Annotated in this window: 22 protein-coding genes; 15 read left to right on the forward strand and 7 right to left on the reverse strand. The window is 69.5% G+C overall.

Going from position 1 to position 22,750, the window contains the following annotated elements; translation table 11 throughout:
• Positions 1 to 13 precede the first annotated feature (13 nt).
• The 5 genes from F6X51_RS13510 to F6X51_RS13530 are packed head-to-tail and all read left to right on the forward strand — an operon-like array spanning position 14 to position 5,782.
• A complete protein-coding gene (locus F6X51_RS13510) occupies positions 14 to 1,825 on the forward strand; it encodes a branched-chain amino acid ABC transporter ATP-binding protein/permease (protein WP_150964183.1) in 1,812 nt (603 codons plus the stop codon).
• Complete coding sequence (locus tag F6X51_RS13515; protein ID WP_150964184.1) at positions 1,812 to 2,516, forward strand: ABC transporter ATP-binding protein; 705 nt, start codon at positions 1,812 to 1,814, stop codon at positions 2,514 to 2,516. Before F6X51_RS13510 ends, F6X51_RS13515 begins: the two co-directional genes overlap by 14 nt.
• Positions 2,517 to 2,532: 16 nt before the next feature.
• Positions 2,533 to 3,339: a 3-oxoacyl-ACP reductase FabG gene (gene fabG / locus F6X51_RS13520; RefSeq protein WP_150964281.1), complete on the forward strand. Its 807-nt coding sequence runs from the start codon at positions 2,533 to 2,535 to the stop codon at positions 3,337 to 3,339.
• Positions 3,340 to 3,346: 7 nt separating this feature from the next.
• The gene (locus tag F6X51_RS13525) at positions 3,347 to 4,138 is read left to right on the forward strand and encodes a shikimate dehydrogenase family protein (protein ID WP_150964185.1); all 792 of its coding nucleotides are present in this window, start codon (positions 3,347 to 3,349) and stop codon (positions 4,136 to 4,138) included.
• Between the two features lie 24 nt (positions 4,139 to 4,162).
• Positions 4,163 to 5,782 (forward strand): GMC family oxidoreductase, encoded by a 1,620-nt coding sequence (locus F6X51_RS13530; RefSeq protein ID WP_150964186.1) that lies wholly within the window; start codon positions 4,163 to 4,165, stop codon positions 5,780 to 5,782.
• 148 nt (positions 5,783 to 5,930) lie between these two features.
• Here the strand turns inward: F6X51_RS13530 and F6X51_RS13535 are convergent, their stop codons facing one another.
• Positions 5,931 to 6,641 (reverse strand): L,D-transpeptidase, encoded by a 711-nt coding sequence (locus tag F6X51_RS13535; RefSeq protein ID WP_150964187.1) that lies wholly within the window; start codon positions 6,639 to 6,641, stop codon positions 5,931 to 5,933.
• A 338-nt stretch (positions 6,642 to 6,979) separates the two neighbouring features.
• On the opposite strand from F6X51_RS13535, the gene F6X51_RS13540 reads away from it, so the two are divergent.
• On the forward strand, positions 6,980 to 8,338 hold the full coding sequence (locus F6X51_RS13540; protein ID WP_150964188.1) for an MFS transporter: 1,359 nt from the start codon (positions 6,980 to 6,982) through the stop codon (positions 8,336 to 8,338).
• Positions 8,339 to 8,631: 293 nt separating this feature from the next.
• Here the strand turns inward: F6X51_RS13540 and F6X51_RS13545 are convergent, their stop codons facing one another.
• From F6X51_RS13545 to F6X51_RS13555, 3 genes are all read right to left on the reverse strand, one after another.
• The gene (locus tag F6X51_RS13545) at positions 8,632 to 9,516 is read right to left on the reverse strand and encodes a LysR family transcriptional regulator (RefSeq protein WP_191970115.1); all 885 of its coding nucleotides are present in this window, start codon (positions 9,514 to 9,516) and stop codon (positions 8,632 to 8,634) included.
• Positions 9,517 to 9,580: 64 nt separating this feature from the next.
• Positions 9,581 to 10,333 carry an SDR family oxidoreductase gene (locus tag F6X51_RS13550; protein ID WP_150964190.1) on the reverse strand — a complete coding sequence of 251 codons (753 nt, stop codon included), beginning with the start codon at positions 10,331 to 10,333 and terminating at the stop codon, positions 9,581 to 9,583.
• A gap of 106 nt (positions 10,334 to 10,439) precedes the next feature.
• Positions 10,440 to 10,769, reverse strand: a complete 330-nt coding sequence (locus F6X51_RS13555) for a YciI family protein (RefSeq protein WP_150964191.1) — start codon at positions 10,767 to 10,769, stop codon at positions 10,440 to 10,442.
• Positions 10,770 to 11,174: 405 nt separating this feature from the next.
• Here F6X51_RS13555 and lhpI point away from each other — a divergent pair, with 405 nt between their 5' ends.
• A complete protein-coding gene (gene lhpI, locus F6X51_RS13560; RefSeq protein ID WP_150964192.1) occupies positions 11,175 to 12,134 on the forward strand; it encodes a bifunctional Delta(1)-pyrroline-2-carboxylate/Delta(1)-piperideine-2-carboxylate reductase in 960 nt (319 codons plus the stop codon).
• Between the two features lie 303 nt (positions 12,135 to 12,437).
• Here lhpI and F6X51_RS27910 read toward each other — a convergent pair whose 3' ends face one another.
• Positions 12,438 to 12,611 (reverse strand): hypothetical protein, encoded by a 174-nt coding sequence (locus F6X51_RS27910; RefSeq protein ID WP_191970116.1) that lies wholly within the window; start codon positions 12,609 to 12,611, stop codon positions 12,438 to 12,440.
• Between the two features lie 350 nt (positions 12,612 to 12,961).
• On the opposite strand from F6X51_RS27910, the gene F6X51_RS13565 reads away from it, so the two are divergent.
• Both F6X51_RS13565 and F6X51_RS13570 read left to right on the forward strand, forming a co-directional pair.
• Positions 12,962 to 13,507, forward strand: coding sequence for a hypothetical protein (locus tag F6X51_RS13565; RefSeq protein WP_150964193.1), 546 nt, complete (start codon positions 12,962 to 12,964; stop codon positions 13,505 to 13,507).
• Between the two features lie 214 nt (positions 13,508 to 13,721).
• The gene (locus tag F6X51_RS13570) at positions 13,722 to 14,813 is read left to right on the forward strand and encodes a potassium channel family protein (protein WP_246696789.1); all 1,092 of its coding nucleotides are present in this window, start codon (positions 13,722 to 13,724) and stop codon (positions 14,811 to 14,813) included.
• 65 nt (positions 14,814 to 14,878) lie between these two features.
• On the opposite strand, the gene F6X51_RS13575 is transcribed toward F6X51_RS13570, so the two are convergent.
• Positions 14,879 to 15,358, reverse strand: a complete 480-nt coding sequence (locus F6X51_RS13575) for a hypothetical protein (protein ID WP_150964195.1) — start codon at positions 15,356 to 15,358, stop codon at positions 14,879 to 14,881.
• Between the two features lie 576 nt (positions 15,359 to 15,934).
• On the opposite strand from F6X51_RS13575, the gene F6X51_RS13580 reads away from it, so the two are divergent.
• From F6X51_RS13580 to F6X51_RS13595, 4 genes are all read left to right on the forward strand, one after another.
• On the forward strand, positions 15,935 to 17,107 hold the full coding sequence (locus F6X51_RS13580) for a zinc-dependent alcohol dehydrogenase (RefSeq protein WP_150964196.1): 1,173 nt from the start codon (positions 15,935 to 15,937) through the stop codon (positions 17,105 to 17,107).
• Between the two features lie 66 nt (positions 17,108 to 17,173).
• A complete protein-coding gene (locus F6X51_RS13585; RefSeq protein WP_150964197.1) occupies positions 17,174 to 18,271 on the forward strand; it encodes a catalase family protein in 1,098 nt (365 codons plus the stop codon).
• Positions 18,272 to 18,391: 120 nt separating this feature from the next.
• Positions 18,392 to 18,667, forward strand: a complete 276-nt coding sequence (locus tag F6X51_RS13590; protein ID WP_150964198.1) for a DUF6522 family protein — start codon at positions 18,392 to 18,394, stop codon at positions 18,665 to 18,667.
• 291 nt (positions 18,668 to 18,958) lie between these two features.
• Positions 18,959 to 19,309, forward strand: coding sequence for a hypothetical protein (locus F6X51_RS13595; RefSeq protein ID WP_150964199.1), 351 nt, complete (start codon positions 18,959 to 18,961; stop codon positions 19,307 to 19,309).
• 57 nt (positions 19,310 to 19,366) lie between these two features.
• Here F6X51_RS13595 and F6X51_RS27915 read toward each other — a convergent pair whose 3' ends face one another.
• Positions 19,367 to 19,537 (reverse strand): hypothetical protein, encoded by a 171-nt coding sequence (locus F6X51_RS27915; protein ID WP_191970117.1) that lies wholly within the window; start codon positions 19,535 to 19,537, stop codon positions 19,367 to 19,369.
• Positions 19,538 to 20,212: 675 nt separating this feature from the next.
• Here F6X51_RS27915 and F6X51_RS13600 point away from each other — a divergent pair.
• A complete protein-coding gene (locus F6X51_RS13600; protein ID WP_150964200.1) occupies positions 20,213 to 20,827 on the forward strand; it encodes a cysteine hydrolase family protein in 615 nt (204 codons plus the stop codon).
• 84 nt (positions 20,828 to 20,911) lie between these two features.
• A complete protein-coding gene (gene poxB, locus F6X51_RS13605) occupies positions 20,912 to 22,645 on the forward strand; it encodes a ubiquinone-dependent pyruvate dehydrogenase (protein WP_150964201.1) in 1,734 nt (577 codons plus the stop codon).
• Positions 22,646 to 22,750: the final 105 nt, after the last annotated feature.

The following is a 22,750-nucleotide window of genomic DNA, read 5'->3' on the forward strand; positions in this document are numbered from 1 at the left end:
GGAAGAGCAGACCATGACGAACATTCCGCCCGCCGGTGCTCACGCGGCAGGCTCGGCGGCCTCAGCCCGGCGCAACCTCGCCGCGCCGACCGCCCTGGCCATCCTGCTGGCGGCGCTGGTCGTCATCCCGACCGCGATCGGAAACCCGTTCGTCTACCACGTCTTCATCACGATCTGCGTCTTCGCGGGGCTCTCGACCGCCTGGAACATCGTCGGGGGCTATGCCGGGCAACTCTCTCTCGGGCACGGCATCTTCTACGGGATCGGGGCCTATTGCGGCGTGATCCTAGTCGGCGTCGGCGTCAGTCCGTGGATCGGCATGTTCGCGGGGGCAGGGATCGCGATCATCGTCGCCGTGGTGATCAGCTATCCGTGCTTCCGCCTGCACGGGCCGTTCTTCTCGCTGGCCACGATCGCCTTCCTGGAGGTCTTCCGGGTTCTCGCCCTGCACTTTCGGGAGGTGACCGGCGGCGCCACGGGCTTGATGATCCCGCTCAAGTTCGGCTGGGCCTGGATGCTGTTCCGCGAGCGCCTGCCGCTGCTGGCCATCGCGTTCGGCTTGCTGCTCGTGACGTTGGGGGTGGCGTGGTGGATGCGCGGGCATCGGATCGGCTTCCAGCTGATCGCCACCCGCGAGCGGGAATCGGCGGCCCGGGCGGCGGGCGTCGACACGGTCCGGGTGCGGCTCGCCGCCGTGTCGGTCTCGGGGGGGCTGACCGCCATGATCGGCACCTTCCACGCGATGTACCTGACCTTCATCGAACCGGCGGCGATGTTCTCGCTGACCCTCTCGATCCAGATCGCGATGTTCGCGCTGATCGGCGGGATCGGTACCGTGTTCGGTCCGCTCCTCGGGGCCATGTTGCTGGTGCCGATCACCGAGTTGGCCCGCGGCTGGCTCGGGGCGAGTGCCCTCGGACTCCACGGCCTGGTCTACGGCGTCGTCCTGATGCTCGTCGTCCTCTTCCTGCCAAATGGCCTGATGGGCCTGCTCGCGCGGTACACCCGGCCGCGCGCCGCCCCGCGCGCGACCCCGGGCCCGACGGCGCCGGCCGCGCCACGCGCCGAACGGCCGCCTGTCGGCGAGGATGTCGTGCGGGTCGAGGGGCTGCAGAAGCGCTTCGGCGGCCTGCACGTCACCAACGACGTGGGCTTCTCCCTGCGCGAGGGCGAGATCCTCGGCCTCATCGGCCCCAACGGGGCGGGCAAGACCACGGTCTTCAACATGCTCTCGGGGTTCCTCAAACCCGATGCCGGCTGCGTCAGCGTCCGCGCCCCGGACGGGACCTGGCGCGATCCGGGCTCGCCCGGGGATTTCGCGGCGATCGGCGTCGGCCGCACCTTCCAGATCGTGCAGCCCTTCGCGGCCATGACGGTCGAGGAGAACATCATGGTCGGCGCCTTCCACCGGAGCGCCGACGTGGGTGAGGCTCGCGCGGTGGCGCGCGAGACCGCCGAGCGGATGGGGCTCGCCCCCTGGCTTGACGCCGAGGCGCGCGACCTGACCATCGGCGGCCTGAAACGCCTCGAGGTCGCCCGCGTCATGGCGATGCGGCCCCGCGTCCTGCTGCTCGACGAGGTGATGGCGGGGATCAACCAGACCGACGTGCGCCGCGCCATCGACCTGATGCTGTCGATCCGCGATACCGGCGTCAGCATCATCGCCATCGAGCACGTCATGCAGGCCGTGATGGCGTTATCCGACCGGGTGATCGTGCTGAGTTCCGGGCAGATCATCGCCCAGGGACGGCCACAGGAGGTGGTGCGCGACCCGACCGTGGTCGAAGCCTATCTGGGCAAGGAGTTCCTGCATGCTCACGCTTGAACGCGTGCATGCCGGCTACGGCGCCACGACGATCCTGCACGAGGTCTCCCTCGCGGTCGGAACGGGCGAGGTCGTGACCATCATCGGTGCCAACGGCGCCGGCAAGACGACCACCCTGCGCACGATCGCGGGCCTCGTCCGCCCGACGGCCGGCAGCATCACCTTCGAGGGACAGGACGTCACCGGGCTCACCGGACATCAGATGGTCGACCGGGGTGTCACGCTCATCCCGGAGGGGCGTCAGCTCTTCCCCGAGATGACGGTGCGCGAGAACCTCCTGATGGGCGCCTACCGGCGCGCCGCCCGCGAGCGACAGGGGGAGACCCTGGACGAGGTCCTGGCGCTGTTCCCCCGGGTGCGGGAGCGCCTCGACCAGAATGCCGGCTCGCTCTCGGGGGGCGAGCAGCAGATGGTGGCGATCGCCCGCGGGATGATGGCCCGTCCCAAGCTTCTGATGTTCGACGAGCCCTCCCTCGGCCTCGCGCCGATCGTCGTCGCCCAGGTCTTCGAGGTCGTCGACCGGATCGTGAAGACGGGGGCGACTGTGCTGATCGTCGAGCAGAACGTGTTCCACACGCTGAAGGTCGCCGACCGCGGGTACGTGCTGGAGAACGGCGAGATCGTCCTCACGGACGCTGCCGCGGCGCTCCTCGACAACGACCATGTCCGGCGCGCCTATCTGGGGATCTGAGAGGGTGGATTTCGATATGGCGGAGCGGGAAGCGAATCCGGAGCCGATCGCCCGGCGGCCGAGTCATGCCGGGCGGCGGGTCCTCGTGACCGGGGCCGGCCGCGGGATCGGTCGGGCGATCGCGGCGGGCTTCGCCGCGCGCGGCGCCCTGGTCGGCGTGGCTGACGTGAACTCGGAGGACGTCGCGGCCTCGGTCAGCGCGATCGAGGGCGCGGGCGGCCGGGCCTTGCCTCTCGGTCTCGACGTCGCCGATTATTCGGCCGTCGATGCGGCGCTGGCGCGTGCCGCGGACACGATGGGCAGCCCGTTCGACACGGTGATCAACAACGCCGGCATCTCGCCCAAGCACGACGGCACGGCGCACCGGGTGTGGGAGATGGATCCGGCGGAGTGGAACCGGGTCGTGGCCGTCAACCTGTCGGGCGCCTTCAACACGGCCCGGGCGCTGGCGCCGGGGATGCGCGCGGCCCGGCGCGGCTGGATCGTCAACATGTCGTCGGTGGCCGGCAAGACCTACTCGCCCATCGTCGCCTGTCACTACGCGGCGACCAAAGCCGGCCTGATCGGCCTGACCAAGCATCTCGCGGCGGAACTCGGCCCGTTCGGGGTGCGCGTCAACGCTATTGCACCGGGCCGCATCGAGACCCCGATGGTGCTGGCGGTGGCCGGCACGGTCAACGAGGAGCAGGTCCGGCTGACCCCGATGGGGCGCCTCGGCACCCCCGAGGAGGTGGCCGACCTCGCCCTCTATCTCACCTCCGCCGAAGCGAGCTTCGTCACCGGGCAGACGGTCGACGTGGCCGGCGGCCTCTACCTGACCTGAGGCAGCGATGCGCGCGATCACCGGGGAGACCCGGATCTACGGCGTCCTCGCGGACCCGATCTACCATGTGAAGACGCCGGAGGTGATGCACGCCCTCTTCGCCCGTCACGGCGTGGACGGCGTGCTCGTTCCCCTTCACGTGAGACCCGACGGCCTCCGCGCGGCCCTCGACGGCCTGCGCACCCTGGAGAATTTCGGCGGCTTCATCGCCACGGTTCCGCACAAGGAACCGATCCTCGACCTGTGCGACGCGCTGACGCCGGAGGCGCGCCGGACCGGGGCGGTGAACTGCGTGCGCCGCGAGCCGGACGGGCGCATGGTCGGCACGATGCTGGACGGCATCGGGTTCCTGGAGGCGCTGCGCGCCTCGGGCCTCGATCCGCGCGGCCTGCATGTCGGCCTCGCGGGGGCTGGCGGTGCAGCCTGCGCCGTAGCGTTCGCGCTCGCCGAAGCCGGGATCGCCCATCTGACAATCCGAAACCGCGGCGTGGACCGGGCTGCCGCTCTCGCCGCGCGCCTGGCAGCCGCTTTTCCGCGGCTCTCGCTCGGCGCCGGCCGGGCGCAGCCCGATCACGACCTCTTGATCAACGCGACGTCGCTCGGCATGCGGTCGGCGGATGCCGCGCCCTTCGACCTCGCTGCGATCCACCCCCGCCAGTTCGTCGCCGATGCGATCATGGAGCCGGAGATGACATCGCTGCTCGCCGCCGCGCAGGCGGCGGGCTGCCGGATCCAGAAGGGCAGGCCGATGCTGGAATCTCAGATCGCCCTAATGGCCCGGCACATGGGCGCGCTTTAGGAACCCGGTGTGAGACCGAGCGGCATGGATGCGATCGAGGCCGGGATTTTCGACTACGTGATCGTCGGCGGCGGCACGGCGGGCTGCGTGCTGGCAAACCGCCTGAGCGCGTCGGGGCGCCACTCCGTTCTGCTGCTGGAGGCGGGGCGCCGGGCGCGCAGCCCCTGGGTGCCGATCCCGGCGGGCTTCAGCCGGCTGCTCCGGCACCCAGCCTACAACTGGCGCTTCAGCACAGAGCCGGAGGAGGCGACCGGCGGCCGGGTCATCGCCGTCCCGCGGGGCAAGGGCCTTGGCGGCTCCACCCTGATCAACGGCATGATCTACGTTCGCGGCCAGCCCCAGGACTACGACGCCTGGGCCCAGGCCGGCTGCCGGGGCTGGGGATTTTCGGACGTGCTGCCGTATTTCCGCAAGCTCGAGGATTATGATTCCCCCCTCGGCCGGCCGCTCGACCCAGCGCGTGCCCGGGGCGGCCCGCTGCCGCTGACCGAGGTGGCCGAGCGGCCGGCCATCGCCCAGGCCTTCATCGCCGCGGCCGAGGCCGCCGGCCATCCCCGCAACCCGGATTACAATGGCCGCAGCCAGGACGGTTTCGGCTATTATCAGGTCAACCAGCGCCGGGGCCGTCGGGTCAGTGCGGCGGACGCCTACCTGCAGCCGGCGCTCGGGCGGACGAACCTGACGGTCGTGACCGGCGCCCACATCGTACGCCTCGCCTTCACGGGGGAGAGGGTGAGCGGTGTCGTGGCCCGGGTCGGGGACCGCGAACGGCATTTCGCGACCCGGGGCGAGGTCGTCCTGGCCGCTGGCGCCGCGCAGACGCCGCAGATCCTGGAATTGTCCGGGATCGGCGATCCGGCGGTGCTGGCCCCGCTGGGGGTGCCGTTGCGGCACGCCTCGCCCGATGTCGGGGCCAACTACATGGATCATTACTGCACGCGCATGAACTGGCGCGTGACCCTGCCCGTGACCCTCAACGAGCAGACCCGGGGGGTTCGGCTCGGCATCGCGGTGGCGCGCTACCTCGCCACGCGACGCGGCATCCTCACCCTCGGGACTGGCCTGGCGCACGGCTTCGTGCGCACGCGGCCCGGTCTCGAAGGTCCGGACGTGCAGTACTTCTTCATGCACGCGAGCTACGCCAACGCCGCCGAGCGCAGGCTGGACCGTCTGCCCGGCATGACGGTCGGCGTCACGCAGCTTCGCCCGGAATCGCGGGGGAGCATCCACGCCGTCTCGCCCGACCCGTTCCGGCCGCCGGCCATCCGGCCGAACTTCCTGGCCACGCCCGAGGATCAGCGAGCGATGGTCGAGGGCATGAAGCGCGCCCGCGCCATCGTCTCACAGGCTCCGATGGATCCCTATCGCGGACGAGAGCTCAATCCCGGCCCGGAATGCCGCACGGATGCCGACTGGCTCGCCTTCGCCCGCCGCGACGGGCAGACGATCTACCACATCTGCGGGACCTGCCGGATGGGCGGGGATGCCGGGGCGGTGACGGATCCCAGGCTGAGAGTGCGCGGCGTCGAGGGACTCCGCGTCGCCGACGCTTCGGTCATGCCGAGCATCGTCTCCGGCAACACCCAGGCCGCCGTGTTCATGATCGCCGAGAAGGCGAGCGATCTCCTGTTGTCCGAGCCCTAACGGCGACCGCTGGATCCGGCCGGGCGTGGACCGGCGGCTTCGGCGCGAGTCGCGGGCCGCAGCGGACAGCATCGGTCAGCTGGTGCCGACCCTGAGCGGGCCCGTCGACAGTCCCATTCCGGATGGTCTCGAGGGCTCGCACCTTCGCCTACGCGGGCAGGACGACCACCTTCGTCTTGACCGGCGTTCGCGCGTAGAGGTGGATCATGTCCTGGCTGAGCAGGCCGACACAGCCGCTGGTGATGCCTGTGCCGATCGATTCGGGCTCGCTGCTCGCGTAGACCGTGTAGAGCGTGTAGGCGCCATTCTGGTAGAGATGGAGGGTGCGGGCGCCGAGCGGGTTGTCGAGGCCGCCCGGCATGCCCCGGGCATATTTGGCAGCCTCGGGCTGACGCCGGATCATCTCCTTGGGCGGTGTCCAGGTCGCCCATTCGGATTTGCGACCGACATAAGCGTCGCCGCTCCACAAGAACCCGTTGCGACCGACATTGGCGCCGTAGCGGGTGGCGGCCCCGTCGCCCTCGATGCGGTAAACATAGAAATTGCCGGGGTCGACGATGATCGTGCCGGGTGCTTCCTTGGATTCGTAGCGAACCGTCCGGCGATAATATTTCGGATCGACCTTGCTGACATCGACCGCGGGGATCGGGAATTTCTCGTCTGGCATCGGCCCGTAGACCCGCGCCGCCTCGGCGAGGAGGATACCGTCGGTGGTCGCGCAACCGCCTAGCCCGAGCGCGCCGAAACCGGCGGCCGAGCCGACCAGAAACGATCGGCGGTTGAGAAGCCCCGCCCGATTCCCGAGCCGGGCGACCTCGTCCATCCCGCCGGCATCGGCATTCCCGCCGCCCCTCATCATGATCCTGGACTTCCCATATCCCGCGCCCCGATGAGGAGACGCTCCGGCCACGCCCGTCGCGCGTACTGCTAAGCTGAGATTGCCGGGATGCGGCTCGACTGGCAAGCGAGGCTCTCGCTCGGCACCGAACCGCGACGAGAAATCGCTGTCGTACCCGTTGATCTCGACGAACGGGGCTTCGCGACAGCGCGAGGCGGGGCGCGCAACAGATCGAGGCGCATAGGGATTCCTAGCCTCTGGCGCCGCTTGCGCGGTAGGCGCCGCACGGGCAACCCGTTACCGTCAGGATGACGCAGGCCCTCGCGAGAAGGGCCGGGAACGGCTACGAGGAACGCCCGATGGCAACGCAGGCCCAGATCGGACCGGGTTCCGGCGAGGACTTCGCCGAAAGCACCGTGAGCACGGTTACCGTGAGGCTGATGCCGCTCCTCGGATTGATGTACCTCATCGCCTACATCGACCGGCAGAACATCTCCTACGCCAAATTGGACATGGTGGGCAGCCTGGGGCTCAGCGAGACCGCCTACGGGCTCGGCGCGTCGCTGTTCTTCCTCGGCTACTTCCTGTTCGAAGTGCCGGCCAACGTGTTCCTCGAGCGGGTCGGCGCCCGGATCTGGTTCGCGCGGATCATGTTCACCTGGGGCCTCGTCACGGTGCTGCTCGGCTTCACCCAGGGCACCGCGATGTTCTACGTGCTGCGCTTCCTGCTCGGCGTGGCCGAAGCGGGGTTCTTCCCCGGCGTGCTGTTCGCGCTGACGCTCTGGTTTCCGCAAGCGCACCGCGCGCGGATGATCGGCTGGTTCATGATCGCCTCGGCCATCGCCAACGCAGTGGGCGCGGCGATCGGCGGGGCGCTGCTCGGGCTCGACGGGGTCCTGGGGCTCGCGGGCTGGCAATGGGTGTTCGTCGCCACCGGCGTGCCCGCGCTGCTGCTCGCGGTGATCGTGCTGCGCGTCCTGCCGGACGGGCCCGAGACCGCGCCCTGGCTGACGAAGGACCAACGCGACTGGCTGTCCCGGACGCTGCGCGACGAGCGCGAGGGCGGGAGCCACGTGGATCACGGCAATCCCTTCGCGGCGCTCCTCGACAAGCGGGTGCTGATGCTGGCCGCGGTCTACATCGCATTCCCGCTCTCCGCCTACGGCCTGAGCTACTGGCTACCCACCGTGGTCAAGGGCTTCGGCGTCTCGAACCTCACGAACGGCTTCATCAACGTCATCCCGTGGCTCGTCACGGCGGTCGCCCTGTGGTGGGTGCCCCGCCATGCCGCCCGCACCGGCGCCCAGGGAAACGCGCTGACCTGGCACGTGGTCGCCCCGGGGCTGATCGCGGCGGCCGCGCTGGCGCTCAGCGTCGTGGTGCCGGGCAACGCCCTGAAGTTCGCCTGCCTCTGCGTGGCGGCGGCCGGCACGTTCTCGGCGCAGCCGGTGTTCTGGTCGATGCCCGGCACGTTCCTGCGCGGCGCCTCGGCGGCGGCGGGCATCGCGGCGATCAACTCGATGGGTAACCTCGGCGGCTTCGTGGCTCAGAATGTCGTTCCGTTCATTCGCGACCAGACCCAGAGCAACCTCGTGCCGATGCTGTTCCTCTCCGCCTGCCTCGCCGTGGGCGCCTGCCTGATGTTCGTGGTCCTTTCCGCTCTGCGGCGCGACGCGATCAAGCGCGGCTCAGCGCCGACGGCGGCCCGCACGGCCTGAGCGTCGGGCGGCGGCGCGCACCAGGGGGCGCCGCCGCGCTTCACGACCACGTGCGGGTTGGCGAGCACGTCCTGCCCGGATCGGCGTCGCGGCGCACAGGCTAGACCTGTTCTCAGCGGCGTTCGCGGTCGCGATGCTGACGGATCCGCCTGTATCGATGGCTCACGCCGTCGCGCGGATTGACACCGACGCGCGAGAGATCGGCGCCACTGCCTCAGGCGGTCAGTCCTACGATTCCGATTGAACGCAACGACCGACCCGCGCGGACCTCCAGCCTGTTGGACCGAGCCGATTCAGACCGATCGGAAGACCTCGACGAGGTGGTCGACGAACGCGCGGGCGGCGGGTTTGGCGGCTTGCCCGCCGGCGAACAGGGCGTGCGCCTCGATATCGGCAAGACGCCACCCTGCCAGCAACTGCATCAGCTTGCCCGTATCCAGATCCTCGGCGAAGGACGGAAGGCTGGCGACGGCGATCCCGAGGCCGGCACGCACGGCGCTGACCGCGACCTCCGCGCCATCGATCGCGACCTGTCCCTTCGGCTGAACCCGCACCTGCCGGTCGCCCCGGTGGAACAGGAGCTCCTTGCCGGCCACCGGACCGGCGATCACGAACGCGTGGTCCGCGAGCGCCTCCGGCGTCTCGGGCGTGCCTCGTGCCTCGAGATAGGCGGGCGCCGCCGCGACGACGAGCGGCCAGCTCCCGATCAGGCGCGCGATGGCACTCGAATCCGGCAGCTTGCCGAAGCGGATCGCGACGTCGACCCCCTCCTGAATCAGGTCCTGCCGCCGGTCGTCGATGGTCAGCTCGACCTGGAGGTTCGGATGCCGGGCGACGAACGCGCCGATCCGCGGGACGATGGCGCGCGAGGCGAAGATCGACGACGCCGCGATCCGGAGGGTCCCGCGCAGGTCGTCGGTTCCCCGAATGGCGTCGTCCGCCGCTTCGAGGGACGCCAGGATCGGCTGGACGCGGGCGAGGTAAGCGGTGCCCGGTTCGGTGAGGGTCAGCGCCCGGGTCGAGCGCGAGAACAGGGTCGTGCCGAGCTGCTCCTCCAAGAGCGCGATGATCCGCGAGGCGGTCGGCTGCGAGAGCTTCATCGCCCGCGCGCCCTTAGAGAAGCTGCCGGTCCGGGCGATCTCGACGAAAAGCCGGAGGGCCTGGAAACGGTCGCTCACGCCCTCGCTCCCGATGGCCATGACGGTCACCAAGCCTAGCCGGGAACGGGACCTTCGGCCATCCTCAGATCTGTGCGTAGCCGCCGTCGACCTGAAGCTCGATGCCGGTGACGAAGCTGCTCTCCGACGAAGCCAGGAAGGTCGCGACCGAGGCGATCTCGCTCGGGTCGCCGTTGCGTCCGAGCGGCGTCTCGGCGGCGAACTTTTCGAGGAAGCCCGCGACCTGCTCGTCGCTCAGTCCCGCTTGCTCGGACAGGATCGGTGTCAGGATGGTTCCCGGTGCGAGCGTGTTCACGCGGATCCGCCGGGCGCTGAGATCCGTCGTCCAGGTGCGGGCGAAGGACCGGATCGCCGCCTTGGTCGCCGAGTAGACCGTGAAGGCCGGCATGCCGAGGCTTGCCGCGATCGAGCCGTTCAGGATGATCGAGCCTCCGTCGACGATCAGCGGCAGCAGCGTCTGTACCGTGAAGAACGTGCCCTTGAGGTTCGTCGTCACGCTGCGGTCGAAGTCGGCCTCGGAGATCGTGCCGAAGGCGCCGAGCGTGCCGCCGCCGGCATTGGCGAAGAGGACGTCGATGCGGCCGTGACGGTCGGCGATGTGGGCCCGCAGCCGTTCGAGGTCGGCGAGGCTCGCGATATCGCTCACGACGCCCTCGATGGCGCCCCCGATCTCGGCGACGGCCTCGTCGAGCCGGTCCTGGCGGCGGCCCGTGACGATCACGATCGCCCCTTCCGCCACGAATTGCTTCGCGGTCGCGCGGCCCATGCCGCTGCTGCCGCCCGTCACCACGGCGACCTTGCCTTCGAGCCGTCTCATGTCCTGGTCCTCATGCGAAGTGGGGAGCGCCCGCGCGCGGCCGCGCCCGTCGTCGTCCCGACGGATCGACGACGCATGTTGCGGCGGATCGCGCTGAAGAGGCTGTTCACGCGTGGAACGGCACCCAGAACATCTTCACGTCGACGTTCAGCATGCCTGACTTCACGGTGGGATCGTCCGTGCCGATCGTGATGGCTTCGTCGAGGTCGGCGGCTCTGAAGATCGTCATGCCGCCGTCGGCCAGCACGCCGTTCAGGCCGCCCGCCCGTTCCATGAAGGGGCCGCTGAGAACGATGAGGCCCCTCTCCTGCAACGCGGTCATGTAGCCGACATGTGTGTCGAACTCGGGCTGCTCGTTGTACTTGACGCCTTTAACCCAGTTCGGCCCGGGTGTCTGAAACGCCACGAAGTAATGGGGGCCATTCACGTCGACCATGTCCGCGCACTCCTGATGCGTTTCCTGCCGGAAACTCGGATCCTCGATGGACGTCTATTTCGTCCATTCGCCGTCCGGTGCGTAGTGGCCGTTTCCGGATAACACGCATTTGCCGGCCGAATGAATGACCGGCAGATGGCGAGGGACAGGTCCTCCCATGCTCAGCAAGCGGCCGCGCTCCGGGATGTCCGGTTCGCCGGTGTCAGCCGGCACGGCCAAACGGGCGAGACGTGCGTGCTGGCGCCGTCCGAAGATGACCGGGGGCGTTCACACGTCTATGCGAGTATCGGGCGCGTCGGCTCCCGCGCCGATGCGGGTCGCGACCCCCGTCACAGGCCGCCGATGCGGCCCTGATCCTGGGCTCCCTGTCCGCAGGCTGCGGCATGCCCTTCCTCCGGACGCGACATGATCCCCTTCTACGACGCAGATGCGGTCCACGCTGCCCTCGATTATCCGAGCCTCGTTGCCGCCTTGCGCGATGCCTTCGCGATGGCGGCTATCGAGGCCCCGGTGCGAACGGCCTACGAGGTCGGCACACCGTCGGCACCGGGCCGGTTGCTCGCGATGCCGGCGTGGCGGCGGGGTGAGGCTCTCGGCGTCAAGCTGGTGAACGTCTTTCCGCGGAATGCCGACCGAGGATTGGGGGCCGTCCATGCGGTCTACGTCCTGTTCGATGGGACAACCGGTGCTCCGCGCGCGCTCATCGACGGCGAAGCGCTGACCAACCGCCGCACGGCGGCGGCCTCGGCGCTCGCCTCGACCTACCTGTCGCGCGCTGACAGCGGTGTTCTCACGCTTGTCGGCACGGGCCGCCTCGCGCCGGAACTGGCGCTGGCGCACGCTGCCGTCAGGCCGATCCGTCGGGTGCTCGTCTGGGGGCGCTCGATCGACAAGGCCCAAACGGTCGCAGCCCGGTTGTGCCGGCGGGGCCTCTCGGCCGAGCGGACATCTGATCTTCCGGCGGCGGTGGCAGCAGCCGATATCGTGAGTTGCGCCACCGTCTCGTCTGAGCCGCTGGTGCTTGGGCATCAGGTCCGTCCCGGGACCCACATCGATCTCGTCGGTGCTTTCACGCCGGCGATGCGCGAGAGCGACGATGCCGTGATCCTCGCCAGTCGGGTCTACGTCGACACCTATGCGGGAGCTCTGGCGGAGGCTGGTGACCTGATCCAGCCGATCGCGGCGGGCATCTGGTCCGAAGACCGCGTCTGCGGAGATCTTCGCGAACTCTGCACCAGGACGAGATGCGGCCGTGCCGGTGATGACGAGGTGACGTTGTTCAAGTCAGTCGGGGCCGCCCTCGAGGATCTGGTGGCTGCCACACTGGTTCTTGAAAGGGGCCGCGGTTCGGAGCTTCCGGCATAACAACGGCTGGAAGCGCCCGATCCGTCTCGTGCTCAAGCCGCCAGCACCTGAGCATCCGGCGCTGTCGCGGCCTGCGCTTGCTCGTCGGATCGCCTGCGCCAGGTCATGCCACGATACCGTGGCGATAGGGCTGCAAGCGCCGTCCGCCGAGAAGGCGGTCAGCCGATCGCCGCATCGGAGCGCATCGCGCCGTGACGGGGATCGCCGTTCCCCACCTGCATCGGCTCTCGGAGGTGCAGGCGCTCGTGGCGGGCGCGTACCGATCCGACTGAAGCCCGTGACCGGGACGCGGACAGCGCGCTGCTAAGTCTTGGCCGAGATCCGACCTTTCCCGGAGCGGCGCGCCGTCGCCGCCTGGAAGATCGCGCGTCCTGCCTTCTCCAGAAGTGCGATCCGGACGTCGGCATCTGCCGTTTCGTCCTGATCGATTTCATCGAGCGCAGCCTGAGCGGCCCTGAGGTTTTTGTTCGCAGGCATGTGAGTAATCCTACTGAATTCGTTCGACCTTTAACGCATGCCCGCAATGCTTGTTCATTAGTACATTATCTACATCTCCGCCGAAGCTCAGCCATTCGCTCTGCTGACCACCTGCAGGCCAGCGATGCTGAGTTCGATCAGCCGCCGACGCCGGCCCTCGACCCTCCCCCGCGACGCCACAGCGCGCCGGCCGATCTCTGCCGTGGCAGCAGCGACAGGACAGGTGCTCGAAAGCCTTCGTGCCCGCTGCTCCGCACGCAACACTTTGCGCTGGACAAGGTTCGGAGACCCGACGCGTGCTTCCAATTCAGGCAAGCGGAACCGTAACCTTGGCCGTTCGTTGTATGGTCATGGAACACGTCAAGTCCACACTCGCGACCGCCACCCTTGCGATGTTCGGCTTGGTCGCCGCGGCGCACATCCTGCACCCCGGCAATTTCGACGCGCGAACGCGGCGTGCAACGCCAGCCGTCGCGGTGACGGAGCCTGCGCCGCGTGCGCCGGCCTGGATCGATCCGCCGTCACGGTCGATCCCGGCGACGGCGTCGTCATCCGTGGACGCCCGGACGACGGCCCTCGATATCTTTGCTCCGGCGACCAGCCCCGTCACCTTCACGCTCGCTTCGACGGCAGCCTCGATGCCCGCGCCCGTGACCTTGCGGGATGGCCCGAAGACTGAGCGAGCACGGAAGGCGGTGAGTACGCGCCGGCATCGGTTCGCTCGCGATGCCGCCCGACAGCGGCAAGCCTCGGTCGAGCGCAACAGGCTGGCTGGCTCATCGGCGGGGAAAAGCGAGAACGACAAGACCGCAGTTGCAACCGAGCGGTCGAAGCAGGTCGACCTGATCGGCGACTTGATCCGTGGGCTTGGTCTCGGCAGCAAGTCCGAGGGCTGACGCCTCGCCCGGCTGCTGCTGCGCATCGCGTTTCTGCGCTCCATTCCACGAGCCCTCGGTCTTCGAGGGCCGCCGATCGGCGCTCTCGCCGTGATGGTGGCAGCTTGGCGGCTTCCGCGCTAAAAGCGGCCTTCCCAGCGCAATCGAGGCAACCGGCTTGATGGTGCGCTCAAAACGGTCTCGCGCGCGACCTCTCAGGTTTCGGCGCAGCGTCGTGCGCGACCTGCGCAACCGCATCCGGTTCGCGCTCGTCGGCCTTCTGATCCTCGTCGGCCTGCACGTCGTCTCGATGGTCGCCTTCGAGCATCTCGGCCTCGGCGAGGCGATCTGGCTGACGTTCACGACCATCACGACAACCGGCTACGGCGACTTCTCCGCCAAGACGACGGCCGGCCGCGCCGCCACCATCGTGCTGATTTACCTGAGCGGCATCTTCCTGCTGACGCAGGCCGCGGGTGCCTTCTTCGAGTTCAGGATCCTTCGGCGTGAGCGGAAACGGCGCGGAGAATGGAGATGGGACATGCGAGACCATATCGTCTTCGTGAATGCGCCGGCCGACGAGCCCGGAGACTACCTGCGGCGCCTTCTCGACCAGCTCCACCGTTCGCACGCGCACTTCGCGAGCGTGCCCTCCCTGATCCTCACCGAGGCCTTCCCAGACGGACTTCCCCCTGATCTCGAGGACGACCCGCTCATCGTTCAGCTCAAAGGCCGGTTCGATGATCCGGCGGCCCTGGAGGCCGCGGGCGTCGATCAGGCCCAGGTCCTCGTCGTCCTCGCCGAGAACGAAGGGGATCGCCTGTCGGACAGCCGCACCTTCGACATCATCCATCGGCTGCGCGAGCGCGGCATCACGGCCCGCATCATCGCGGAGTGCGTGGACGATGTGAACCGCGAGAGGCTCAAGCGGGCCGGTGCTTCGGCGATCGTCCGGCCACTCCGAGGCTATCCGGAGATGATTGTCCGGGCGATCGTCGCGCCGGGCACGGAGTGGATCATCGAGCGCTTGTTCTCGAGCGAGGGTGACGAATGCCTCCGGTTCGATGTCAGGGCGTCTGACTTGCCTTGGTCGCACATCGTTCGGACGGTGCTCGAGGCCAATATGGGCACGCCGGTCGGCTACGCGGATGCGCAGGGATTGCCGCATAGCAACCCGCCCCCGCAGGCCTCGGTGACGGTCCAGGCCCTGTTCGTGCTCGTTGATGAGACCCAGAAGCCGACGAACGCCGCACTTCAGAAGCTACTGGACGGGGCCCGGCGGCACGACGAGAACGCGCCTGCGCGCCGTCCTCCTGCCGGACGCTGAGAAACCCGGCGCCGTCCTTGTCGATGCGCGCTCGGCCTTCGCGGAGGTGACACCGAGCACGACACCTATTTCGGAAGCCGGGTCAGTCTTGGCCGCCAGATGCCGAGAACAACGTTGGCCGTGGCGATCGCAAGCAGGACCCACAGCGTGTTTCGCTCCGCCGCGAGCGATCCGGCGAGCGTTGCAGGATCGACCCGCCCCAGCACGGCCCCGGCGCTGAGGTCCGCTTCCTGCTGCATCGGGCCCAGAACACCCACGAAGCCGCTCTCGAACACGAGGATGCCGGTGGCCGCCTTCAGCCAAGCCCAGCCTGCGTCATGAAAGCCCCGGTGCAGGCCGATCGCGAGAAGACCGGCGATCAGGGTCAGCCCAAGCGACGGAAAGAAGATCCACGTGGCAACGGCGCCCATCGTGCCACGCATCAGGGCGTATTCGGCCAGGGAGGTCGGCGGAGGCGCGAGGGCCAGCATGACAAGCAGGCACGCCATCGCCCCCATGAGGCCAATGGCTCCCATCGTGTGGAGGAATTTGAGAAAGCGGCGCAATGGGCCTCTACGGCTGCCTCGGACGGCACGCCGAGACTGTAGCGCAGGCGAAGGGTTCGAGGTAGCGGCGACCTGACCGGTCATCGGGACCGATCCCGACCCGACAACCGGTCCGCGCTGAGCGCGGGTCTTGGGCTTCCTGACCCCCTGGGGAGGGTGGGCGCCAGGCCTCGCGAAGACTTCGCGAACGAACCGCAAAGGCTTCGCGAACGAACCGCAAAGGCTTCGCGAACGAACCGATCGCCATTGCCCTGCGGCAGGGGGAGCACGGTGCGACGGTGGACGCGATCTGCCGGACGATCGATCGCCGCCGCAGCGCGCAGGCGCACCGGCCTGACCCGGCTCAGCGCGGCGGTGCGTCCGAGACAAGGGGCAGGTCAGGGCAAGACATGGCGCGGAACGGCGTCATGTCTGAAGACGACGCATGGCGAATGCGGCCACGAGGCCCGGCCCGTCGCCCGGAACACTTCGCATCAGGGCCGGTTGGAGTGAGGGTCCGCCGGTTTCGAGCGGTCCCGATCTTCCCGCAACATCAGAGAGGCCGTCATCGCGCCGGCCTCGTCGGAGCGCGCCGCGATGAAGGCACTGTGCTGGCATGGCAAGAACGACATCCGCTGCGACACGGTGCCGGACCCACGGATCGAGGATGCGCGCGACGTCATCATCAAGGTGACGAGCTGTGCCATCTGCGGCTCGGACCTCCACCTGATGGACGGCCTGATGCCCACGATGGAGAGCGGCGACGTGCTCGGCCACGAATTCATGGGCGAGGTCGTCGAGGTCGGGCAGGGTTTCACCAAGTTCAGGAAGGGCAACCGCATCGTCGTGCCCTTCAACATCAATTGCGGCGCGTGCCGGCAATGCAAGCTCGGCAACTGGTCGGTCTGCGAGCGCTCGAACCGCAACGCCGCGATGGCCGCCGCCCAGTTCGGCTACACGACCGCGGGCCTCTTCGGCTATTCCCACCTCACCGGCGGCTACGCGGGCGGCCAGGCCGAGTACGTGCGGGTGCCGATGGCCGACGTGGCCCCCATGGCGGTCCCCGAGGGCATGGACGACGAATCGGTCCTGTTCCTCACCGACATCCTGCCGACCGGTTGGCAGGGGGCCGAGCATTGCGAGATCCAGGGCGGCGAGACCATCGCGATCTGGGGGGCGGGCCCGGTCGGCTTCTTCGCCATCCAGGCCGCCCGGATCATGGGCGCGGAGCGCATCATCGTGATCGAGACGGTGCCCGAGCGCATCGCCCTCGCGCGCAAGGCGGGCGCCACCGACATCATCGATTTCGAGCAGGAGGACGTGTTCGAGCGGATCAAGGAGATCACCCGGGGCGAGGGCCCGGACGGGGTGATCGACTGCGTCGGCATGGAGGCGAGCGGCGGCCACGGCCTCGCCGGCCTCCTCACCGCCGTCCAGGAGAAGCTGACCTCGACCGAGCGCCCGGTCGTGCTCGCCGAGGCGATCAAGGCGGTGCGCCCCTGCGGCATCGTCTCGGTGCCCGGCGTCTATGGCGGCCCGGTGCCGATCAACATGGGCTCCGTGGTGCAGAAGGGCCTGACCATGAAGAGCGGCCAGACCCACGTGAAGCGCTACCTCGAGCCGCTGACGAAGCTGATCCAGGAGGGCAAGATCGACACCGCGTCACTCATCACCCACCGGTCGACGAACCTCGCGGACGGGCCGGACCTCTACCAGACCTTCAAGGACAAGAGGGACGGCTGCGTGAAGGTGGTGTTCCACCCGAACTGACCCCCGCCGGCGCGTCGGGCCCCGTCCGGCGCGCCTGCCTGTCCCCGCACCCCCGAGAGGAGCCCGATGAGCGACGCCCGCACCCCCATCCGCTACCACGACGGCGTCGAGACGCCCGCGCCCGACGAGGCCGAGACCATCGAGGCGATCATCGCCTCGATGACCCGCGAGAGTCAGAAGACCTCCGAGCGCTACGGCCACGCGGTGCGCGCCTCGCATGCCAAGGTCAGCGGCGTCGCCCTCGGCACGCTGGAGATCCTGGCCGACCTGCCGCCGGAGCTGCGCCAGGGGCTGTTCGCGCAGGCCGCCACCCATCCGGTGGTGGTGCGCTTCGCGCAGGGGCCGGGCGAACTCCTCAAGGACAGCGTCTCGACCCATCGCGGCATGGCCATCAAGGTGTTCGACGTCGCGGGCGAGAGGCTGCAGGGCCACGCGGCGCCGACCCAGGATTTCGTGCTCGCCACCGGCCCGGTCTTCCCGAACCCGGACGCCAAGGGCTTCCTCGGCAGCATGAAGCAGCTTGAGGCCGGCACGAGCGCCCCGGAGGCGGTCAAGGCCGTGGTCTCGCAGACGGCCCGCGCCCTCGACAGCGTGGTCAAGGCGGTCAAGGGCGAGAGCGCGCCGCTCCTCGACTTCTTCGGGCACGAGCCGCTGCATCCGCTGGCCGAGCCCTATTACTCGCAGGCCGCCCTCCGCTACGGCGACCACGTCGCCAAGATCGCGGCCTTCCCGGCCTCCCCGGCGCAGAACGCCCTGGCGGACGGGACGCTCGATCCGGGGGAGGATCCGGACGCCTTCCGGCACGCGGTCCAGACCTACCTGGCGGGGGAGGCCGCGGTGTTCGAGATCCGCGTGCAGCTCTGCATCGACCTCGAGGCGATGCCGGTCGAGGACGCCTCGAAGCGCTGGGACGAGGCGCTGAGCCCCTACCGCACGGTGGCCCGCCTCGTCCTCCCGCCGCAGGACGCCGACGCCGAGGCCAGGCGCGCTTACGCGGACGACGTGCTGTCGTTCCGGCCCGCGCACAGCCTCGCGGCGCACCGGCCCCTCGGCTCGCTGATGCGGGCGCGGCTGAAGACCTATCAGGCGCTCTCGCGCTTCCGGCACGAGCGCAACCGCGTCCCGGAGGTCGAGCCGACCTCCGTCGACGAGGTGCCCGCCTGAGCGGCCGAGCCCTCGCGGGGACGGCTGGGATCTTGCAGCCTCGATCGACCGCGGGCGCGCATTCTGTGGTAGAGTCGGGACTCGTCCGCGTCCGCTGCCGAGCGGATGGAGGGCCCTGCCATGCGTTTCGATCGCAACACCCGCGGTGAGTGGATCGTCGATCCGGACGAGCTCGCGCGCAAGCTCGGCATCCCGTGCGAGCAGCTCAAGGCCGAGAAGATCCTCGGCTTCGTCCACACGCTGGTGGTGATGGGGCGGGGCGCCGATCTCGGCCGTTCGCAGGTGACGGTCCAGTGCCGTGAGGCGGCGTGGCAGGGCGTCTTCGACGGCGCCGGCCACCTGATCGAGGAATGCCGCCTGTCGCCCGACGATCTCCCGGACGGCCTCGTCCACTAGGAGACGCGTCCGGCGACAAGCCCCTGGACGCCACCCCGATCGGACGTTGCGAGCCGCAGGCCCCCCCGGTGGCGGGCCGGAGGGCTTGCGTGCGCGGCCGTACGCGCCCCGCGCGGGTAAGGTCCCGTTTACCCTTCGGGACGACCCTGGCCTCACCCGCCGCGACCCCCTCCCGGCGGGATGGCCCCGCCGGTTCTCCGCGACCTGTGCCGGCGGGGCCTGCTTCGGGCCCGCGCCCGTCGAACCGCCGCTCGCGCCGGAGCCGTCCGCTCCGAGGCAGGGATCCGCACCATGATGGACGAGCCGCGCCGGTTCTTCGCGCCCTGGCGCATCGTCGAGTTCGAGGGCGCCTTCCGGATCGAGGACGCGGCGGCGCTGCCGCTCGCCTACAGCTACTATTCGGAGGAGATCGGGCACCGCGCGGTCGGCGGGTATATGTCCCGGGACGATGCGCGCCGGATCGCGCTCAACATCACGGCGCTGCCGGACCTGCGGGCGGCGCTGCGGGAGCGGGACGAACCCGGGGCGCTGCAGGCCGAGGTCGCGGCGCTGCGGAGCCAGCTCGCCGAAGCCGCCGAGGAGCGCGATGCGTGGCGGGCCGAGGCCGCGCGCCTCCGCGACTGGATCGACGCGCAACGCTGATGCCGGCCCGCGCCGACCCGGGACGGCTCGGGCCGCTGCCGGCGGGCTCCGGCCGCGCTAGGCCAGCACCAGGAGCAGGACGCTGGTGCAGACCAGCGTCATGGCCCCGACCACCAGCGCGGCATTCCGTACGCTGCGCGTCGCCGCGTGATTGTCATTGGCGGCGCGACGATGCCAGCGCGGCAGGCGGTAATCGAAGACGGGATGCGGCTGACCGAACCGCTCCACGGCGAACACTCGAGCACCCGCAGCACACACGCGATGTCCCTCCCTGATTTTTGGGATCAGGGTAAGGCCTTTCCCGGCCGCGCGTCAAAGTTTTCGACGCCGTTCAGCGTGGCCGGGTGCGCCGCCGTCAGCTTGCCGAAGGCGCGCGCTTCGGCGGCTGGATGGTCACGAGCTTGCCGGTGATGGGGTCGAAGACGACAATCGCCATGGCGTATTGCCTCGCTTGTAGACCCTCCGATCCCATGCCCCTTCGGTTAACGCATGTTTAACAAAATCCGTCCGTACGGTCGAATGCCCAAAGGTGTTAGAGGTTTCCCTCCGATTCCACAGGCGCCTCCCAAGCAGGAACAAAGGTTTCATCGCGCCACCGCCGTATTCCCCGGGATTTGTCCGGATTCGTACGCAGCCCGAGCTGTGACCGCGAGGGTCGGATCGAGCCAACTCGCCGATGAGGACGGTCGCGACGTCGCTCCGGCGCGGCCCGATGGCCACCGCCGATCCGCGACCCGGGAGGTCCGGGCGCGGCCCTGCGGGTTCGGCGCGACGCGCGGCCGGCACCGAAATGGCCGGCACGGCGCTCACCCCGGGCCACTCTCGCATTGACGGCGTCCGCGCGAGCCCGTTCCTGTCCTGGCCGGCGGACGACCGGACGCGAAATCGAGAGGATGAGCTGCCATGACGGATCGGACGCGCGCAGGTCTACGGACCCTCAGGGACATCTCGGGCCTCAGCCCGCAACCCGCCGCGCTCGCCGGGTCGGCGCTGCTGATGATCGACCTGCAGAACACCTATCGCGAGGGCTTGATGCGGCTCGATGGCGTCGAGCCCGCCGTCGCGGAGGCCGCCGCGCTCCTGGCCCGCGCCCGCGCCGCCGGCATCCCGGTCTTCCACGTGCGTCACGATGCGGGGCCGGGCTCGCCCTACGACCTCACGGCAGCGGCCGGCCAGATCAGCGACGAGGTGGCGCCCGAGGGGGACGAGGCCGTCATCACCAAGGCCTATCCGAGCGCCTTCGTGGGGACCGACCTTCAGGCGCGCCTGGAGGCGGCCGGAATCAAGGACCTGATCCTGGCGGGGTTCATGACGCATATGTGCGTGAACTCGACCGCGCGCAGCGCCTTCAGCCTCGGCTTCCGGCCGACCGTGGTGGCCGCCGCCACCGCCACGCGCGACCTCCCCGCGCCGGACGGCTCCGTCGTCCCGGCGCAGGCGGTGCAGGCCGCGAGTCTGGCGGCGCTCGGCGACCTGTTCGCGGCGATCGCCCGCACGCAGCGCGAGATTCCCGGGTGAGGGTGCAGCATCGCACGCGCCCGCGCTCCGCGGCGGAACGCGGCGGAGGCTGATGCGGTTCGGCTTCCATCACGGAGCTGAACCATGCGCATCACCAACGTCGCGGACCTCGTCGTCGAGACCCTGCAGCAGGTCGGCGTCGCGCGGATCTACGGGGTCGTCGGGGATAGTCTCAACGCCGTCACGGAGGCGATCCGCGCGCGCGGCAAGATCGAGTGGGTGCATGTGCGCCACGAGGAGGCCGGCGCCTTCGCGGCGGGGGCCGAGAGCCAGATCACGGGCCGGCTCGCGGTCTGCGCCGGCTCCTGCGGGCCCGGGCACGTCCACCTGATCAACGGCCTCTACGATTGCCACCGGACGCGCACGCCGGTCCTTGCCATCGCGGCCCACATCCCGTCGCCGGAGATCGGCTCGGGCTACTTCCAGGAGACCGATCCGAAGCACCTGTTCCGCGAGTGCAGCCATTACTGCGAGCTCGTCTCCGACCCCGCCCAGCTGCCCTACGTGCTGGAGAACGCCGTGCGGGCCGCGGTCGGCCAGCAGGGCGTCGCCGTGGTGATCATCCCGGGCGACGTCGCCGTGAAGGACGCGCCCGCCCGCGCCATCGCGCCCAATCCCGGCCTGCTGCCGGCCAAGCCCGTGATCCGCCCCGCCGAGGCGGAGATCGACGCGCTCGCCGACCTGCTCAACGGCTCGAAGCGGATCACCCTGCTCTGCGGCCGCGGCTGCGCGGGGGCGCATGCCGCGTTGCTGCGCCTCGCCGAGACCCTCAAGAGCCCGATCGTGCACGCCCTCGGCGGAAAGGAATTCGTCGAATACGACAACCCCTACGATGTCGGGATGACGGGTCTGATCGGATTCTCCTCGGGCTACGCCGCCATGCATGGCTGCGAGACCCTGCTGATGCTCGGCACCGACTTCCCCTACAAGCAATTCTACCCGTCCGATGCCAAGGTCGCGCAGGTGGATTTGCGGCCGGGGCAGCTCGGCCGGCGCTGCAAGCTCGACCTCGGCCTCGTCGGCGATGTCGGCGAGACCATCGCGGCGCTGCTGCCGAAGCTCACGGTCAAGGACGACCGCAGCTACCTCGATGCGAGCCTCAAGCACTACGCCAAGGCGCGCGAGGGTCTCGACGAGCTCGCGACCGGCAAGGCCGGCCGCAGGCCGATCCACCCGCAATACCTCGCCAAGGTGGTGAGCGACGCGGCCGCCGGGGACGCGATCTTCACCGCCGATGTCGGCACCCCGACGATCTGGGCGGCGCGCTACCTGCGGATGAACGGTCGGCGCCGCCTCCTCGGCTCCTGGGTGCACGGCTCGATGGCGAACGCCATGGCGCAAGGGCTCGGCGCCCAGGCGGCCGACCGGACCCGGCAGGTGGTCTCCCTCTCGGGCGACGGCGGCTTCGCCATGCTGATGGGCGACCTCCTGACGCTGCGCCAGGAGCGGCTGCCCCTGAAGATCGTGGTCTTCAACAACGGCACCCTCGGCTTCGTCGAGATGGAGATGAAGGCCGCGGGCTACCTCGAGACCGGCGTCAGCCTCGACAACCCGGATTTCGCGGCCCTCGCCCGGGCGGCGGGGATCCACGGGCGCCGGGTCGAGGATCCGGGCGAGCTCGAGGGGGCGGCCCGCGAGGTCTTCGCCCATGACGGGCCGGCCCTCCTCGACGTCGTGGTCAACCGCCAGGAACTCTCGATGCCGCCCAAGATCGACGGCCAGCAGGTGAAGGGCTTCAGCCTCTACGTGCTGCGCGCCGTGATGAGCGGACGCGGTGACGCGGTTCTCGACCTCGCCAAGACGAACCTCATCCGCTAGACCGGGTCGGGGATTTCGAAACGTTCCAGCCTGCCGGCGCGGTCGCGCGGGCGGCCGGGCCCGGTTTCGCTCCGTGGCCCGAATCCGCCCCGCGGGTGCCGGGTC

Origin of the sequence: Methylobacterium planeticum (assembly GCF_008806345.1) — a bacterium.
Classification (GTDB): domain Bacteria; phylum Pseudomonadota; class Alphaproteobacteria; order Rhizobiales; family Beijerinckiaceae; genus Methylobacterium; species Methylobacterium planeticum.